The organism is Streptomyces sp. IBSBF 3136 (genome assembly GCF_036815105.1).
Lineage (GTDB): Bacteria > Actinomycetota > Actinomycetes > Streptomycetales > Streptomycetaceae > Streptomyces.
Map to the genome: position 1 here is coordinate 1 of NZ_JAJSZC010000225.1, position 13,045 is coordinate 13,045.

A 13,045-nucleotide genomic window follows, 5' to 3' on the forward strand; every position below is an offset into this window, starting at 1 on the left:
TTGCGGCCGCCACCGTCCGCCGTACGGACGACGAAGCCCAGCAGCCACACGACGAGCACGATCACCGCGATCCACCACAGCGCCTTCAGCGCGAAACCCGCACCGAAGAGGATCAGAGCCAGCAGAAGAACCAGAAGCAGGGGAACCATCGTTATCAACCTCCTGGCCACCGGATGCCCTTACCTGCGGCTGACAAGCGCACAGAACGGGAGTTATTTCCGCGCGGTGCGGGGCATATGCGCGGGCGCCACGCGCCCTGCCTGGTACCCCCGTTCCGCCCCTCACGCACCGCAGGTCCGCCTCGTCAACTGGGGTGCCGGGCCGCAGGTCAGGGTGTGTCGCCGGAATAGTAGGAGCGGCAGGCGATCCCCCGGCCCGGTGCGCGCGGATCGCCGGCGCCGGGGTCGTACAGGGCACGGCCGCCTGGCCACCGCGACAATTCGGTGGCCAGGGGGACACCGCCGTCGAGTTCCTCCGCTCAGCCGGTGATGTCCGGCAGCAGACCGTCCAGGGGGCCGCCGACGAGCGCCGCGTACGTCCGTGAGGGGCGTGGGCCGGGGTTGGGGTCCTCGTGATCGCAGCCGTAGATCCGGCCCCGCAGCAACCGCTCATCGCCGTTCGTACCAACAGCGTTGCAGCCACCACCGACAACGAGTTCTTCGCCCACTGCCTGGCCCGTCGACACCATACGCGGTGCGCAGCGGGGGTGTTGTGTCGGTGGGGGCGCGTAGCGTTGGTCGGCACAGCCAACTCGCAGCAGGAATCGCCATGCCACTCACCGGGGAGCAGTCCGCTCCCGTCGCCGTGCCGGTCGCGCGGCCCCGTCGGCCGCGGCGGTCGACGGTCCGTCACGGTCAGGCGTCGTGCGCCGACTACGGCTGCGCCCGCGTCGAGTGCCGCCAGGCAGCGCTGCGTGCCCGCCGCCGACGCGAGCAGGACCGCGCGCGCGGTCTGCCCGCCCGTGTCCCACCGCATGCCGCCGCTCGGTGGGCTGTCCGGCTGCGCGATCGGGGCATGTCCGCCCAGGACATCGCCGACCGGGCCGGCCTGTCCGTGACCCTGGTCCGCCGCGTCCTGCGGACCCTTGCGCACGACACCACGGCCCCCGACATCGCCCGCACTTCCGCCGACGCCATCCTGGGCATCCCGCTCCCCCACCGCCGCAACCCCGGCGCCCGTGGCCTGACCGACTCCGCGGAAGCATCCTGGCTGCTGGCCGACCTGGCACGTGCCGGATGGCCCGCCACCGCACTAGCCCAGCGCCTGGACGTCAACCCACGCACCGTCGCCGAGGTCCGCGACAAACGCCCCCGCCTCCACCTTGACTTGGCCCTGCGGATACGGCGCCTGCACCGCGACCTGATCAGCCTCGACCCGGCCGGCTACGGCATTCACCCCACCGACATCGCCCGCACCCGCGCCGCAGCCGCCCGGCGCACCGCGGCGACAGCCGCCTGATCCAGGTAGCTCCCCACACGATGTCGGACTGCCGTGTACACCTGACCATGGCCGGCCCGACCGGTTCGCCGCGGGTGCACCTGACGATGGTCAGCCCGACCGGTCGCCGGGGGTGAACATCACGGTGAACGTCACGGGGAGCTGTACCAGGCCGCGCAGGCCGCCGGGGCGCCAGGAAGGGGAGTCCGACGAGGTCTCCACCAGCAGGCCTCCCCAGGACTCGGCCTGCTGGCGGGCATCCGGCGGGACCTTCCCGCCTCACCCCTTGGTGGGGCTCGGCGCCGGAAGGACAGCACCGGAGCCCGGTGACTTCCACGACGAACGCCGTGGTGGCTTTCCGGGATTCGGGTGCGGACGATGTCCCCGACGGCGTGCGGGGTGCCGTCGCCGTCCCTGGATGGGTGTGTAGCCGACGATGAGGAGCATGACAGTGGAGCCTGCGGAACTGCGTCGCGCGTTCGAGGTGGCACGGGCGACCGTCACGGAACTGGGCCTGCGTGTGGACGACGTGGTCGTCGTCCACGACTCGGACCGCGTCGCGCTGCGCCTGCTCCCCTGCGACGTGCTGGCCCGGGTCGCGCCGCCGGGGCAACTGGCCGACTCCGGGTTCGAGGTCGAGGTGGCCCGCCGGCTCGCGGCCGTCGGCGCCCCGGTGGCCGGGCTGGACCCCCGGGTCGAGCCCCGCCTGTACGTGCGGGACGGTTTCGCCGTCTCGCTGTGGACCTACTACGCACCGGTGGCGGCGGAGATCACGTCGGCCGGGTACGCGGACGTGCTCATGCGGCAGCACGCCGCCCTGCGCCGCATCGAGCTGGACGCGCCCCACTTCACGGACCGGGCCGCCCGCGCGCTGCGGGAGGTGACCGACCTGGAGCGGACGCCCGACCTGTCCGACGCCGACCGGGAACTCCTCGCCCGCACCCTGGACGAGGTGAGCGCCGCGATCGGCGCGGACCGGTCCGGCGACCAGTTGCTGCACGGCGAGCCACACGAGGGCAACCTCCTCGCCACGGAGCGGGGGCCGCTCTTCGTGGACCTCGCCACATGCTGCCGCGGGCCGGTCGAGTTCGACCTCGCCCACGCTCCCGACGGTGTGGCGGAGCACTACGCGGGGGCAGACCCGGACCTCCTGCACCGATGCCGCGCCGTGGACTGGGCCATGTTCTCAGCCTGGCGCTGGCGCCGCACGGACCAGATGCCCGACCGAGACCACTGGAGGGCAGAGGGACTCGCCCTGGTCCGAACCTCACTCAACCACCGCGGACCGGGCTGACCGCCCACGGTTGCCATGACCGATGAAGGGGACGCCTACAGGATGAAACGGCAGCAGGGCACGGGCCGTTCAGGTCCGAGCCGGTGCCTGGTCCGCCAGAGGCCCGGCCTCCTCCGGGCCGTGGCCGTACAGGATTCCCCTCCCGCACACGATGCTCGGGGTGGTGAGATGTCGCCGGGGAGGGAAGGCGATGGTGGGCGAAGACGATGTTCCGTGTCCTGCACCGATCTGCGTACCGTGTGGGTCAGGGCCCGTACCGACACCCGACTGGCGATCGCTCTCGCCGGCCGGGATTCCGACGTTCCCTAGGAATGCGGCCACACCCTGCGGGCCGACTACCCTCGCCTCCTGGCCCTCGGCCTCTCCCCGGCCCGGGCGGAGCTGATGCTCGGTATCAGCGGTGCGGGGGAATGGCGGGGAGACGATCCGACGTTCGCGGCCGCCTGTGATGCGGTCAGCGCCGCCTCACCCCCGTGCGGGGCCAGCAGGGCCATCCGGCTGACTCCCCAGCGCGTGGCCCGTTTCCTCGAGGAGCTGAGCAAGCCGGGCACCACCGTCATCGCGGCCGCCGCCGCCATCGGCGTGAGCAGCGCGGCGATCTACCAGCGGCGCGGCCGGGACGAGGAGTTCGCCATGGCCGTGGACGACGCGCGGGCATCCGCCCGACAGGCCGATCCCGGCGGGCCAAGTTGAATGAGACGCAGTGTGCTCTCCTCGGAGGGGCTCGACGCGATCGGCGCCGTCGTCACACCCGGCGCCGACCTCGCCGCCCACGAGCAGTTCGACACCCCGTCTGTACTGCCCGAACCGTCCCTGCCACGCCGTCGGCTGTCCTGACGGCGACACCGGCGCACGGCGGGGACGGTGTCGGAGGTGCCCGCAGGCCGGACTGGTGCGGCGACCCTCACGGGCTGCGGGAGCAGCACGGCGGAGCGATGCGCCGGGGCCGGTCGCGCCCCGGCGCCAGGATCACCAGTCGTGGACGGTCCCGTCGCGCAGCCTGTTCACCGGGAGGTACGCCGGTTGGTACGGGAAGTGGGCGGCCGCCTCTGTGTCGAGGTCGACGCCGAGGCCGGGGGTGTCGGACGGATGCAGCAGTCCGTCCTCGAACCTGTAGGAGGTGCGGAAGACATCCAGGGTCTGCGGGGAGTGCCGCATGTACTCCTGGATGCCGAAATTGTGCACGGCGAGGTCCAGATGGAGCGCGGCGGCCATGCCGACCGGGGAGATGTCGGTGGGACCGTGCATGCCGGAGCGGATGCCGTAGACGGCCGCGAGGTCGAGCAGCTTCTTCATCGCGGTGACCCCGCCGGTGTGGGTGACCGCGGAACGTACGTAGTCGATGAGCCGCCCACTGAGCAGCGTGGTGTAGTCGTGGACGGAGTTGAAGACCTCGCCGATGGCCAGAGGGGTCGTCGTATGGTGCCGAATCAGGCGCAGGGCCCTGGTCCTCTGCCGGAGTGGCGTCCTCCAGCCAGAACAGGTCGTACGGCTCCAGGTCACGGCCCAGCCGGGCGGCCTGAATGGGTGTCATCCGGTGGTGGCCGTCATGGAGGAGCGGCAGCTCCGGGCCGAACTCCGACCGTACGGCCTCGAAGACGGCGGGCAGGTGCCGCATGTAGGCGGGGGTGTCCCAGGTCTCCACGATGGGCCGCAGCCGCCCGCCACTGCTGACACGACGCGCCGGCTCGTAGTCGTAGCGCTCTCCGCCGCCCGCGCTCGACGCGGCGACGCCGTACACCGAGTCCAGGCCGGGGACCCCGGTCTGGATGCGGATGGCGCGGTAACCCAGGGCCAGGTGGGCGCGTACCGAGTCGAGCAGTTCTGGTACGTCGCGGCCGGAGGCGTGTCCGTAGGCCAGGGCGCCGGTACGACACGCGCCGCCGAGGAGCTGGTACAGGGGCATTCCGGCGTACTGGGCCTTGATGTCCCACAGCTCGGTGTCGACGGCCGCGATCGCCGCCATGGTCACGGGGCCGCGCCGCCAGTACGCACCGCGGTAGAGGTACTGCCAGGTGTCCTCGACGCGGGCGGCGTCCTCCCCCAGGAGGAGGGGTACGACGTGATCGTCGAGGTAGGCGCGTACGGCCAGTTCGCGGCCGTTGAGCGTGGCGTCGCCGAGACCGGTGACACCGTCCTCGGTGGTGATGCGCAGGGTGACGAAGTTCCGTCCGGGACTGGTCACGTTGACTTCGGCGGACTTGATACGCATGAGGGGTCCCCCCTTGTGTGCGGCTCTCTGCGGCTCTTTCGGGTGCGTTCCTTCGGTTTTCGGCGGGGCGGCACAGCGGTGCGGATGCGGTGCGCGCCGGATGCGGTCGTGGTGGTGGACAGGACGCGGTCGTGGAAAGGATGTAGTGGTGGACGGGTGCCCGTCCCGCTCGGGGCTGGCGTGGGCTGCCGGTGGGCCGCCGGGGTGTGGGGTGGTAGGGCCGGGGCCCGGGTCAGCGTGTGCGGGCCTGGCCGGCCAGTCTGGTCTGGATCTCGGCGACGATGCGTTCGACCTGCAGGGTCGCGTCGATCGGCATGCCCGCCTCGTCCTTCTCCAGCGGTTCCAGGTCCTCGAACTGTGACGCCACCAGGGAGGCGGGCATGTAGTGCTCCTCTCTGGCAGTGACGCGCGCCGTCGCCGTGTCCTCGTCGAGTACCAGATGCACGAAGAAGGTGTCGGGCTGCGCCATGCGCAGCAGTTCGCGGTAGATGCGTTTCAGGGAGGAGCAGGCGACCACCAGTCCCTCCTCCGGGTCCGCCTGCCGCAGGCGGCCCCCGATGGCGGCCAGCCACGCGCTACGGCTGCGGTCGTCGAGCCGTTCGCCGCGTCCGAGGGACTGCACGTTGCCCGCGGGGTGGAAGTCGTCCCCCTCCTCGAAAGGCGCTCGGAGCGATTCCGCCAGGTACCGGCCGACGGTGGACTTGCCGGAACCGCAGACCCCCATGACGACGACGGGAGCCCGCCGGGCCTGGAAGAACGGGGCCATGGCGTTCCGGAACCCGTCTCGGTAGGCGCTGGGCAGGCCGTTCGTGTTGAACTCCTCCAGTGCCGCCCGCAGCCGTGCGCGGATACCAGGATCGAGCAGCCGTCCGCTGCGGATCTCGGCGAGGAGGGCCTCCGCGAAGGCCTCCGCGGCCGTCGGCAGTCCCTGGTCGACGGCGTATGCCAGGGCCATGTGCAGCCACATCGCGATCGGCTCGGGCCGGGCGGGGTACTTCTGGACGGTACCGGTGCCGACGACGGCCGGCCGGGGCGTGACGACGGTTTCCTCGTGCGCTCCCGCCCAGTCCCTGTCGAGCCTGTGGTTCATCGCCATGACGACCGGGTCGGAGAGGCGTACGAAGAGTTCGTTGCGCGAACCGGCCAGCAGGGTCCGGTGGAACGCGGCGTCCACGTCCCGGAAACGCCGCCGGATGGGTACGCCCTCCACCGTCCGCCCGAATTCGGGGTGCTCGCTGAGAGCGAGGAGGGTGCGGGCGCGGCTGGTGAGGTCGTGGCAGGTACCAGCAGACCGGCTCAGCGCGGCCAGCCGAGCCGCCTGGGGTTCGAGCACCTCCCGCAACTCAGTGAGCGACCGCATCTGGCTGTCGGGCGCCACCTCCAGGCGCCACTCGATTACGTCCCGATCGAGCAGGTCCCAGCGTTCCAGCGGCTGCACGGTGGCGCCGATCCGCGCCTGCAGATTGACCAGGCCCTTCTGATGCAGCGCCTGCAGGGCCTCGCGGGCCATGGGCCGGGTGGTGCCGAACTCCTGGACGACGGTGTCGACCGTCAGGTGCTGATCGCGGGGTTTGCCACCTTCGACGATCTGGCAGCCCAAATGTTTCACCACCTTGGCGGTGGACCCCCGCGACGCGTCCTCGGAACCTTCGGGCAGGTCTTCTGTGGGACCAGTCATGCCAGCAACGCTAAATCACAGCGCCGGTCTGGTCTGCTCTCTGAGCCGGGCCAGAGGGAGCACTGCGGGCTGTGCAGGCGCACTGAGAGGCGCGCGAGGCGCAATCTCCGCCCTTCTGCACCTCTCCACCCTCCTTATGACACATCAAGAAGCTTCTCTGGTACGGGTCAGAGACCTATCTTGTTCACACGCTCCAGGTGCTTCCGAAGACAGCTGATGCATCGACCAAGGTGAAAAAGGCATCGCGTCACCGCACCGGAAGCAGCGCGCACGGCGGCCGGTCGGAGGCCGCCGACCCCATCTCGTCTCTTCACGCAACCGCAGGAGAGCTCCATGCCCGAACCGACTTCACCTCCACCCCTGCCCCCGCCCGCAGCCCCGCCGGACCCGGCCGCACCCGAGCGGTTGTCACTGCGCTGGGCGCTCATCCTGTTGGCCGCGATCGTGGCAGGGCTCGTCGCAGGGCTGCTGACGTTCGCCCAGACCCACAACTGGCCCGCCGCCGTCATGGCGGCGCTGGCCGCGAGCGGAGCGGCGCTGCTGGGCCTGCCGCCTCTGGTGTGAGGGAGAACCGGTCTCTTCCCTGAGGAACCGGCCTCTCTGCCGCGTCATCCGGTCGCTTGTACCACCGCCTCGGTCAGGGCGGCCTCGGTGGCCCTCGCGCCACGTCGTGCGTTTCCCGGAGTGTGCTCGCCCGGGGCGGCACCGATGACCTCGGTCGCCTCAGCCTCGATGAGCTCCTGCAGCCCGCCGGGAGCGGGAGCCGTGAGTCAGGACGGAGGCTGGAGGACTGCGTCGACGACGTAGATGGTGGCGTTCGCGGCCTGGATGTTGCCGCAGACGATGGTCGCCTTGCCGTTCACCTTGAAGTTCGTTCCCGAGCCGGAGGTGGTCAACTTGCTGCCTTCCAGCGTCGTGAAGGACCCATTGAAGAGTTCGTCCGGGGTGATCTTTTTGTTCACGACGTGGTAGGTCAGCACCTTCTTCAGCTGCCCCTCGTTGCTCAGCAGCGAGGAAAGCTGCGACACGGTCACCTTCTGGAAGGCCTGGTCGTTGGGGGCGAAGATGGTGACATCGGGCTTTCCGTCCAGAGAGCTGCTCAGCTTCGCCCTGACCGTGGCCGCAACCAGCTGGCTGAGCTGCGGATACGCGGCCGCGGCCTCCACAACCTTGTCCTTGGCAGTGCTGGCCTTCTGAGAAAGCGACGAACAGCCTGGACCGAACGTGCCCGAAGGACTGGGAGACGCCCCCTGCGCGTGGCTCTGCGCCGCCAGACCGCCCAGTGCGAGCGGGACGGCGACCACGACTGCCGCGGCGGCCTTTGCTGTACGGGTGCGGGTCAACCTCATCGCAACCTTCCTCTCATCCAGGGGGCGAACCCTGCAGAGGTGCGGACTGCAGACGTTTTCGTTTCCGCTGGGTGGGGTGGGGAGCGGCTGCTGCGCCCCGCTCTCCTTGGATTGCCACCCGGCCCTCGGCGAGCGTATCCGGGAGCCGCGGGGGATCGCATCTCGAAGCACGGATGCGGTTAAAGCCCGCCCGGCCCCGCGCCTTCTCCGGCTGCACCGACCGGGAAGGCGGGGCAGGATGGTCGCAAGAACGGACCCACGCGGCGGTGTCGGAGACCAGTGCGACCCTCCATGTCGAGCGAAGCGATGCCGATATGGCCGAAGCATCACGGGGCCCCGCTTGGCGGCGGATCTCCGAGGACGTGGCCGGCGCAGCCGTCACGGTGGCACGGGCCGCCGGGCGCGCGGCGCTTCACTCACAGTCCACGATCGATTGAGCACGCCACCTGCCCGCAATCCTGCCGGCGCTGGGTCAGGCGGCGAAGCCGATTCTGACCGGGCGCGTGGACGACTGGCCCAGCGAATGTGCCTATACCCTCGGCGAGCAGGCATTCGTCTACGGGCTCAACCACGACGCGGGCGGTGCCCACCCCGGGCGCTTGCGGTGATGCGGTCCATGAGCCAGAAACGCGGGTTCGGGGGCGCTAGCGTGGCTCGCTTGACCTCTTCGGGCCAGGAGCCGCAGAGTCGGGATACGGCGCCATGCCGGTACCAACGCCCCCGCCCTCAGGCACGCCCGTGCAAGACACCCGTCCGGGATCCTGGGCGGGTCTGACCTCCGGGAGCGGTTGGCTAACTGGCCCGTCGTGACGCCGTCGACGTCGTCATGCCCGTCGCCTGGCAGCCGTCCGCCCCACTCGCCGGCCTCGGGTGAACCCTGGCCCGAGGATCAGTACTGCTCGACGAAGTACGGTTCGACGGTCATCCAGCCGTTGCCGGCGGCTCCGTTGAGACGGCCCGTGGAGTTCCTGGCCAGGGTGTACCAGGACTCCACGTAGTCGGGGTCGTCGGTGAACCAGGAGTCGGGCATCGCCGACAGCACCGCGTTCACCAGCGGGATGTAGGTGCCCTGGTCGGTGACGGTCAGCAGGGCCGCGGTGAGGGCCTGGGCGAGCGACTTGTAGTTGGTGCCGTCGTCGTCCTCCATCATGACGACGTCGGCCAGGTTGTACTTGTAGTTGGACCAGTTGACCAGGATCTGGTTGGGGTAGTACACCGTCCCGTCGTAGTCGAGGTAGGGCATGTCGACCGAGTCGACGCGCGCCTTGCCGTCCTGTCCGTAGCCGGTCACCAGCGAGAACATCTCGGCCGCGCCCTTGAACCAGGGTTCCTGGTCGTCGTTCACCTCGACCGCGGTGACCTTGGTGGCCCACCAGCCCGCTGTGTCCGCGGCGTGCGCGCCCTGAGGCGCGGGTGTGCTGACGCCGTTGTCGGCGAGTTGGTCGCGGAGCACTCGGAGTCCGGCCTTGTGCGCCTTGGCCGCGTCGATGTCCAAGACGTACAGGGGGAAGGTGGGTACGTGTGTCGCGTCCACGGTGTGGCCGCGGCCCCGGCTGTCGTACGCCGTGATCGTCTTCGCGTGCTCGTCGGAGGCGGCGACCGCGACCCAGGGGGTCACGTCCGGGGTCAGACGGGCACGCATGGAGGCCGCGCCGAGACGCACGCGAAGCAGTGAACCGGTCGAGGCGGGCAGCCCCTTCAGCGCGGCGACCCGGCGGTTCGCGCCGGCCACGGACGCGGGCAGAGCCTTGCCCGCGAGGCTTCCGGCCTTGTCAGTCAGCGCCTGCAGATCGGCGTCCTCGGTGGCGAGCGTGGCCGCCCGTACCCGCGCCCGCCAGTCGGACCGTGCCAGCGACGAGGCGAGAGAGCGTGCGACCGCCTTCTCGACGCCGTGGACCGATGAGTGCGGGGCGGCCGGATGCCGTCGGCCACCGTCGGCCACCGTGGAGGCGACGGCGGGCTGGGCGGTTCCTACGACGGCGGCGCACACGATCGCGCTGATCAGTGCTCTGCGTCTGCTGCTTGCTCTGCTCATCGTGATCTCCGTTGGTCGGTGTCGCCGCGTCAGATGTCGCCGATGCACTACTTCGGTCCGCGTCCGGGCGCTCGACGTGATCGGGGTCGGATCCGCGAGCCGCCGAACTTTTTGCCCTGCTCATGACAAATCCGCCCGACGGTGAACTCGGAGACAACAGCCAGTGGGCGAGTGGCTCAGCCACTGCCGAATCAGTGAAGCAGCCGCACGAGCCGCTCGTCAATCCTCCTATGGACAACGGAAGTTGCGCGCGTAGACACCGGTGGGCCACGGGTGTTGCCGGCCACCGGGCTCCCCCGCGGGCTCGCCCCGGTGGACCGGCCCGGCGGGTCAGGAACGGTCCGCCGAGAACGTCGTGCAGTTGGGGCCGTAGACCCGGCCGTCCAGGTGATCCGGTGTCTGGGTGTCGTACGAGCCCTGGAGGTTGACGGCCAGGAAGTTCGGCGGCTGCTCGATCCACCGTGTGGCCCGCAGCGTCAGCACGCCGCTCTGGAGGGTGCCCGCCATGGCGAAGGAGCCGCGCGGCACCTGCGGGTTGGACGGCGCGGGGTAGAACGCGAACACGGCGTCCACGGTGCCGTCGCCGTGGTCCTCGATGGTGAGCACCAGCCCGGTGATGCCCTGGTTGCAGACGTAACTCCCGTTCCACCGACCGGAAAGGTCGGTCACGTCGGAGGCGGGTGCGGACGGGCTGTCCTCGGGCATGGTGCTCGCAGGCGGGGTCGGGGTGTCATCGGGCGTGCCGGCCGGAGTGTACGGGCTGTCCAGCGGCGCCGGCGTGGCGGCGGGCGAGGAGGGACTGCCCAGCGGCGTCGGGCTGTCGTAGGGCGAGGACCCCGGCGAGGAGGCCCCCGAGCCGGAGCCGGACCCGCCGCCGAGCACGGCGTCGGCCTGCCACGCCACGAGCCCGATCGCGACCACGCCGGCGAGAACGGAGCCGATCACGGCCGCTCGCCGTCTGCCGGTGGACGCCCGGGAGGGTTTCCCGGGCGGCCGCGGAACGGGGGTCGGCAGCACCGCGGTCGGCGTGTAGGCGGGCGGCGGGGTCGGCGACACCGGCCCGGTCACGGTGGGCGCCTGGTGATTCCTTCCGGCGGGGTCCGGGGCCGGCGGCGTGCCGCCCTGCGGCCGGCCGCCCCCGGGCGGCGTCTCGGGCACCGTCGCCTCGGAGCCGCCGTCCCGGGCGCCGCGCACCTCCGCGGCCACCATCGGAGGGAGCCACGTCGCGTTCGTGAACAGGAGCGCCGTGCGTGGCGCGCCCGCCGCGTCGATCAGTTCCGACAGCAGCTCGTCCACGGTCGGCCGGTCGCCGGGCCGCTTGGCCAGACAGCGTCCGACCAGACCGCGGATCGGCCCGGGCACCGCGTCGAGATCGGGGTCGCCGTGGACGATGCGGTACATCAGCCCCTGGGCCGAGCCCGTGCCGAAGGGGCCGGAGCCCGACGCGGTGAACGCGAGGACCGCGCCCAGCGCGAACACGTCGCTCGCCGGGCCGACCGGCTCCCCCGTGAGCTGTTCCGGAGACATGAAGCCAGGCGTCCCGATCACCACCCCGGTGCGGGTGATCGCGCTCGCCTCGGTCGCCGTCGAGATGCCGAAGTCGATGACGCGCGGACCGTCGGCAGCGAGCAGCACGTTGGACGGCTTGAGGTCGCGGTGGACGAGCCCCGCGGCATGGATCGCCTCCAGCGCCTCGGCGAGCCCGGCGGCCAGCGTGGTCACCGGGCCGGCCTGCCAGGCGCCATGCCGGGCGACGGCGGTGTCCAGCGAGATGCCGGGCACATAGGCGGTGGCCAGCCACGGCGGGTCCGCGTCCGGGTCGGCGTCCACCACGCCCGCCGTGAAGACGCCGTTGACCCTCCGGGCCGCGGCGACCTCCCGGGCGAACCGCTGCCGGAACTCGCGGTCCTCGGCGAGTTCGGGCCGCACGATCTTCACGGCGACGGCTCGGCCGCCCTTGGAGCGAGCCAGGTAGACCCGTCCCATGCCGCCGGCACCCAGCCGGCCCACCACGCGGTACGGACCGACCCGATCCGGATCCCCCGCCCCCAGCGCGCGCAAAGATTCCATGTGACCCCCCAAGGCCTGCCGCGTCTCCCCACGCGGCGATCACATCATGACGTCAGCAAGCGCTTGCGAGGTTTCCGCTTTCAACAGACCCGGGCCGAATCACCCTGACTCGGCGGTGTTCGAACGCAGTCGCGAGGAGTTGCGCCGGATCGGGTGGATCGTCAGCCGTGCCGGCTCAGGTCGTGGAAGAAGTCCTCGACCACGTGGAGTCGGCCCGCGCGGACGGTCTCGTCGTAGACGAACCTGCCGACGGCGAGGTCCAGCACTCCCAGGCCGAACGGCGAGAACACCAGCGGCCTGTCCGCGGGCGGCGTCACCCACCCCGCCATCACGTCGGCGAGCGTGCCGGTCGGGCGCGGTACCTGGTCACGAACAGCGCGGTTGACCATCCGACTTACCGCCCGATCGGGTAGAGCCGGAGCCGGTCACCGGGCGTAGCGCGGCTTGGTGACGCTACGAAGATCACGATCCGTTCGTGATCTTCGAGAGGATTCCGTCCTGTGCGCTTCGTTCGCACCGCGTCCGCAGCCGGCATCGGACGCGCCGGTCGGCATTCCGTTGAAGTCCTCAGCCGGGATCATCTCCTGCCGCCACCTGATCTCGCGCAGGTCGATGCCACGGCTGGTAGATCTGCGCCGTCCGTATGTCTCCCTCTCCGGACGCCGGGCCCCCTCCGGCGCGGTCGCCCTCGGTGGACGACGCGGGCGGTCAGGCCGCTGCGGAGTCGGTCCAGCTGAGCGACCCAACGCGCGGCAACAGGGCACGTCCTGTAGACCGCACCTGGTACACGTGACATTCACGGGATCCGGCCCCGCCGGGTCTATCTGGCCGAGGCAAGCGTTGTCGGTGGGCGTGCCGGTCGCCCGCCAACGTATGGAACAGCAGCGGAGGGTAGCGCCCGGAGGGACTGCGTGCTCATGCCCGACAACGGCAGAACGCAAAGGCCGCACATGGCGGGCCGCTCCCCCCC

10 protein-coding genes and 3 pseudogenes are annotated in these 13,045 nt (G+C 70.9%); 5 read left to right on the forward strand and 8 right to left on the reverse strand.

The window, feature by feature from the left end; translation table 11 throughout:
* A partial coding sequence (locus V7E45_RS33050; protein ID WP_333777935.1) for a DUF5670 family protein occupies positions 1 to 149 on the reverse strand: 149 nt, incomplete at its 3' end.
* Positions 150 to 328: 179 nt separating this feature from the next.
* Positions 329 to 667, reverse strand: a pseudogene (locus tag V7E45_RS33055) (hypothetical protein).
* A 101-nt stretch (positions 668 to 768) separates the two neighbouring features.
* Here V7E45_RS33055 and V7E45_RS33060 point away from each other — a divergent pair.
* The 4 genes from V7E45_RS33060 (at position 769) to V7E45_RS33075 (ending at position 3,568) form a co-directional block, all read left to right on the forward strand.
* Positions 769 to 1,458: a hypothetical protein gene (locus V7E45_RS33060; RefSeq protein WP_333777926.1), complete on the forward strand. Its 690-nt coding sequence runs from the start codon at positions 769 to 771 to the stop codon at positions 1,456 to 1,458.
* Positions 1,459 to 1,888: 430 nt separating this feature from the next.
* Positions 1,889 to 2,731, forward strand: coding sequence for a phosphotransferase (locus V7E45_RS33065; RefSeq protein WP_333777936.1), 843 nt, complete (start codon positions 1,889 to 1,891; stop codon positions 2,729 to 2,731).
* A 513-nt stretch (positions 2,732 to 3,244) separates the two neighbouring features.
* Complete coding sequence (locus tag V7E45_RS33070) at positions 3,245 to 3,424, forward strand: hypothetical protein (RefSeq protein WP_333777927.1); 180 nt, start codon at positions 3,245 to 3,247, stop codon at positions 3,422 to 3,424.
* Positions 3,425 to 3,436: 12 nt separating this feature from the next.
* Positions 3,437 to 3,568, forward strand: coding sequence for a hypothetical protein (locus V7E45_RS33075; RefSeq protein WP_333777928.1), 132 nt, complete (start codon positions 3,437 to 3,439; stop codon positions 3,566 to 3,568).
* 132 nt (positions 3,569 to 3,700) lie between these two features.
* Here V7E45_RS33075 and manD read toward each other — a convergent pair.
* Together manD and V7E45_RS33085 are read right to left on the reverse strand one after the other, a co-directional pair.
* A pseudogene (manD, locus tag V7E45_RS33080) lies at positions 3,701 to 4,943 on the reverse strand (D-mannonate dehydratase ManD).
* A gap of 232 nt (positions 4,944 to 5,175) precedes the next feature.
* The gene (locus V7E45_RS33085; protein WP_333777929.1) at positions 5,176 to 6,621 is read right to left on the reverse strand and encodes a gluconokinase, GntK/IdnK-type; all 1,446 of its coding nucleotides are present in this window, start codon (positions 6,619 to 6,621) and stop codon (positions 5,176 to 5,178) included.
* A 333-nt stretch (positions 6,622 to 6,954) separates the two neighbouring features.
* Here V7E45_RS33085 and V7E45_RS33090 point away from each other — a divergent pair, with 333 nt between their 5' ends.
* The gene (locus tag V7E45_RS33090; RefSeq protein WP_333777930.1) at positions 6,955 to 7,185 is read left to right on the forward strand and encodes a hypothetical protein; all 231 of its coding nucleotides are present in this window, start codon (positions 6,955 to 6,957) and stop codon (positions 7,183 to 7,185) included.
* Positions 7,186 to 7,391: 206 nt separating this feature from the next.
* On the opposite strand, the gene V7E45_RS33095 is transcribed toward V7E45_RS33090, so the two are convergent.
* The 4 genes and pseudogenes from V7E45_RS33095 to V7E45_RS33110 form a co-directional block, all read right to left on the reverse strand.
* Complete coding sequence (locus V7E45_RS33095) at positions 7,392 to 7,970, reverse strand: fasciclin domain-containing protein (RefSeq protein ID WP_333777931.1); 579 nt, start codon at positions 7,968 to 7,970, stop codon at positions 7,392 to 7,394.
* 889 nt (positions 7,971 to 8,859) lie between these two features.
* Positions 8,860 to 10,005 (reverse strand): DUF3103 family protein, encoded by a 1,146-nt coding sequence (locus V7E45_RS33100; protein WP_333777932.1) that lies wholly within the window; start codon positions 10,003 to 10,005, stop codon positions 8,860 to 8,862.
* A 330-nt stretch (positions 10,006 to 10,335) separates the two neighbouring features.
* Complete coding sequence (locus tag V7E45_RS33105) at positions 10,336 to 12,075, reverse strand: serine/threonine-protein kinase (protein WP_333777933.1); 1,740 nt, start codon at positions 12,073 to 12,075, stop codon at positions 10,336 to 10,338.
* A 161-nt stretch (positions 12,076 to 12,236) separates the two neighbouring features.
* A pseudogene (locus V7E45_RS33110) lies at positions 12,237 to 12,422 on the reverse strand (2,3-diaminopropionate biosynthesis protein SbnB); the annotation flags it as partial.
* Between the last annotated feature and the right edge of the window lie 623 nt (positions 12,423 to 13,045).

Bases quoted from the DNA above. Each gene is read 5' to 3' on its own strand.
- V7E45_RS33060 (WP_333777926.1), top strand. From the start codon at position 769: ATGCCACTCACCGGGGAGCAGTCCGCTCCCGTCGCCGTGCCGGTCGCG.
- V7E45_RS33085 (WP_333777929.1), bottom strand. From the start codon at position 6,621: ATGACTGGTCCCACAGAAGACCTGCCCGAAGGTTCCGAGGACGCGTCG.
- V7E45_RS33090 (WP_333777930.1), top strand. From the start codon at position 6,955: ATGCCCGAACCGACTTCACCTCCACCCCTGCCCCCGCCCGCAGCCCCG.
- V7E45_RS33095 (WP_333777931.1), bottom strand. From the start codon at position 7,970: ATGAGGTTGACCCGCACCCGTACAGCAAAGGCCGCCGCGGCAGTCGTG.
- V7E45_RS33100 (WP_333777932.1), bottom strand. From the start codon at position 10,005: ATGAGCAGAGCAAGCAGCAGACGCAGAGCACTGATCAGCGCGATCGTG.
- V7E45_RS33105 (WP_333777933.1), bottom strand. From the start codon at position 12,075: ATGGAATCTTTGCGCGCGCTGGGGGCGGGGGATCCGGATCGGGTCGGT.